General features: G+C 69.5%; 4 protein-coding genes. 1 reads left to right on the forward strand and 3 read right to left on the reverse strand.

Features of this window, described 5'->3' with window-relative positions; translation table 11 throughout:
• Positions 1 to 53: 53 nt before the first annotated feature.
• Positions 54 to 1412 (reverse strand): CHASE3 domain-containing protein, encoded by a 1359-nt coding sequence (locus A612_RS12940; protein ID WP_019374891.1) that lies wholly within the window; start codon positions 1410 to 1412, stop codon positions 54 to 56.
• 152 nt (positions 1413 to 1564) lie between these two features.
• On the opposite strand from A612_RS12940, the gene A612_RS12945 reads away from it, so the two are divergent.
• Positions 1565 to 2197 carry a response regulator gene (locus A612_RS12945; protein WP_019374892.1) on the forward strand — a complete coding sequence of 211 codons (633 nt, stop codon included), beginning with the start codon at positions 1565 to 1567 and terminating at the stop codon, positions 2195 to 2197.
• 81 nt (positions 2198 to 2278) lie between these two features.
• Here the strand turns inward: A612_RS12945 and A612_RS12950 are convergent, their stop codons facing one another.
• Both A612_RS12950 and A612_RS12955 read right to left on the reverse strand, forming a co-directional pair.
• Entirely contained in the window at positions 2279 to 2683 is a 405-nt protein-coding gene (locus A612_RS12950) for a response regulator (RefSeq protein ID WP_040436868.1), read from the reverse strand.
• Between the two features lie 102 nt (positions 2684 to 2785).
• Positions 2786 to 3202: HesA/MoeB/ThiF family protein (locus A612_RS12955; RefSeq protein WP_019374894.1), on the reverse strand; the 417-nt coding region annotated here is incomplete at its 5' end.

A 3202-nucleotide genomic window follows, 5' to 3' on the forward strand; every position in this document is an offset into this window, starting at 1 on the left:
GGGCGCTGCCGGTAGCCGGCGCGCACCGCTGTAGGACGCCGGCGCTGCGCCGCTCAGGTCGTGCCGGCGCTGCCCGCCAGGGGCAGCGTGGCGCTCACCACCGTGCCCGCGCCCGGGGCGGAGTCGATCTGCAGCACGCCGCCCTCGGCCTCGACGCGGTGGCGCATGCCGAACAGCCCGTGCGTGTGGGCGGGCAGCTGCTGCGGGTGAAAGCCCAGCCCGTCGTCGCGCACCAGCACGCGCGCGCGGGCGCCGTCGCGCTCGACGCGCACCTCCACGTGGCGCGCCCGGGCGTGCTTGGCGATGTTCGTCAGCGCCTCCTGCACCAGGCGGTAGGCCGTGAGCTGGGCCGTGGGCGACAGCGCGACGGTCTCCAGGTGGGTTTGCACCGGCAGCTGGCTGCTGGCGGCGAACTCGGAGGTCAGCACCTCCAGCGAGGCGGTCAGGCCCAGGTTGGTCAGGGAGGAGGGGTGCAGGTCCTCGATGATGTCGCGCTTGAGGGCGATGACGCTGTTGAGGGTCTGGCTCAGGTGCTCCAGGCGCTCGGCCTTTTCCGGCACCGACAGGTCGATGCGCGCGCGCAGCCGCGCCAGGTCGAGCTTGGCGGCGGTCAGCAGGGCGCCCAGCTCGTCGTGCAGCTCGCGCGCCAGGTGGGCCCGCTCGTCCTCGCGCACCTGCTGCAGGTGGCGTGCCAGCTCCGACAGCGAGGCCGTGCGCTCGCGCACCAGCTGTTCGAGCCGGGCGCGCTCGCGCTCGAGGATCTGCTGCTCGCGCAGCTGGGCCTGCTGCAGGGCGCGCGCCTGGCGCCGGTACACGTAGAAGGCCAGCAGGCTGAGCAGCGCCCCGACGGCGATGCCGGCGCGCGACAGGGTGAGCGACTGGTCGATGGCGGCGCTGGCTTCCTGGCTGCGCGTGGCGTTGCGGTCGATCATGCGGGCCACCACGGTCCGGACGTCGTCCATGCGCTGCTGTCCCTCGTCGGTGGACAGCATGAAGCGCCAGGCATCCTCGTTGTCCTGGCGGCGCAGGCCGATGGTGGTGTCCATCTCGCCCAGGCGGCGCTCGAGCAGCTGGAGCAGCAGAGCGCAGTCCTCGCGCTCTTGCGGGTGGGCGCTGCAGCTGCCCTGCAGCGCCTCCATGTGCCGGCCGATGCGCGCGCGCGCGCGGGTGTAGGGCTGGAGGTAGCGTTCCTCGCCCATGAGAAGAAAGCCGCGCTGGCCGGTTTCGGCGTTCAGCATCTCGGTCTGCAGCTGCTCGAGCAGGCTGCGCTCGGCGTGCGAGCGCAGCAGCGATTGCAGCGCCTCGCGCGAGCCGAGATAGCCGGCCTCGTTCACTGCCAGCAGCAACAGCGCCGCCAGCAGGGCCAGCGGCCAGCTGATGGCGAGTTTGCGCAGGCTTGCTGCCCAGCTCATGGTTCGGTCTCTCCGTGGATCCCCTGGGGCGCGGCCCAGAAAATGCCTATGATTGTCCTGTGCCGCCATGCTAGCTGCACCGGCGAAGCAGCGAGCGCATCAGTAACCATATCTCACACGGGCCGCGAAGCGCGCCCAGGAAAGAAGGCTCAATGATCAATATCGGCATTGTGGATGACCACGCGATCGTGCGTTCCGGGCTGCGGCAGTTCCTGTCGGAGCACGTGGACCTGCGCGTGGTGGGAGAGGCGGCCAACGGCCGGGAGGCGATCGACCTGGTACGCACGCACGAGATCGACGTGCTGGTCATGGACCTGTCGATGCCCGGGCAGAGCGGGCTGGATGCGCTGGCGATGCTGCGCGCCAAGGCGCCCGACATGGGCATCCTCATCCTGAGCGGCTACCCGGAAGAGCATTACGCCATCAACCTGATCCGCCAGGGCGCCAGCGGCTACCTGAACAAGGAGTGCGAGCCCAAGGAGATCGTCGAAGCGATCCGCACCATTTCCCTGGGCCGGCGCTACCTGACGCCGACGGTGGCCGACCTGCTGGCCCAGCAGCTCAACCGCAAGGACGACGCGCCGCCGCACGAGCAGCTGTCGGAGCGCGAGTTCCAGGTGTTCCTCAAGCTCGCCAAGGGCGAGACGGCCGGCGACATCGCCAAATCGCTGTCGCTGAGCGTCAAGACGGTGAGCACCTACCGCACCCGACTGATGGAGAAAATGGGACTGTCGTCCAACAGCGACCTGACCTACTACGCGCTGAAGAACAAGCTGATCGATTGAGGCGCCGGCGCCATCCGCAAAAAAGACCAGCCGCTGCTGGTCTTTTTTCGTGGGGCAGAGCGCGGCGGCCGGGGGCGGCGCTCAGGCGACGCGTTCGCGCGCGCCCTGCGCGCCGGTGGCACCATGCGCCACACAGAAGTCCACCAGCGCCTCGATCTCGTTGGACTTGTCAAATACCGCATCGACGCCGAGCTGCGCGCAGCGCATGCGCACGTCCGGCGTGGCGTAGTTGCTCAGGACCACGATCTTCTGGTTGGCGAGCCGGTCGCGGCACGCGGCCAACACGCCCAGGCCACTGCCCTGGCGCAGGAACAGGTCCACGATCGCCAGGTCCCACTGCTCGGGATAGGCCTGCAGCCACGCCTTGCCCTCGTCCTCGGTCTCGGCACTGCCGACGGTGTGGACCTGGGCGAGTTCCTGCAGGGCGCTGATCAGGTTTTCCCGGATGGTGGCGTTGTCTTCGACGATGTATGTCCGCAATGTCACAAAATTTCCCTCCGACCGGCGGTCGAATGGCGCCCGGGGCAACTGCCGAGCCTGTGTGACCGGATTGTGGCAGCACCTGCATGGCGCGGTGTAGGAGCAGGGCTAGGACGTTCGTATGTTGCGCGTCCGACACACCGGGCACTCGGGGTTGCGCGCCGCGCGCACCTGGGTCCAGCGCATCTCGCGCCCGTCCAGCAGCAGCAGGCGGCCGGCAAGCGGCTCGCCCATGCCGACGATCAGCTGCAGCGCCTGGGCTGCCTGCATGCTGCCGATGATGCCGACCATCGGCGAGAACACGCCGAGCGTGGCGCACTGCTCCTCCTCGAATTCGGCCTGCGGCGGGAACAGGCAGGCGTAGCAGGGCATGTCGGCCCGGCGCGTGTCGTAGACCGAGATCTGGGCATCGAAGCGGATCGCCGCCCCGGCCACGAGGGGCACGCCGGCCTGCACGCAGGCGGCGTTGATGGCCTGGCGGGTGCGGTAGTTGTCGGTGCAGTCGAGCACCACGTCGGCCTGCCG

Source organism: Melaminivora alkalimesophila (genome assembly GCF_000282995.1).
Taxonomy (GTDB): Bacteria; Pseudomonadota; Gammaproteobacteria; order Burkholderiales; family Burkholderiaceae_C; genus Melaminivora; species Melaminivora alkalimesophila.

Coding starts and splice junctions, on each gene's coding strand:
- A612_RS12940 (WP_019374891.1), bottom strand. CDS start 1,412: ATGAGCTGGGCAGCAAGCCTGCGCAAACTCGCCATCAGCTGGCCGCTG.
- A612_RS12945 (WP_019374892.1), top strand. CDS start 1,565: ATGATCAATATCGGCATTGTGGATGACCACGCGATCGTGCGTTCCGGG.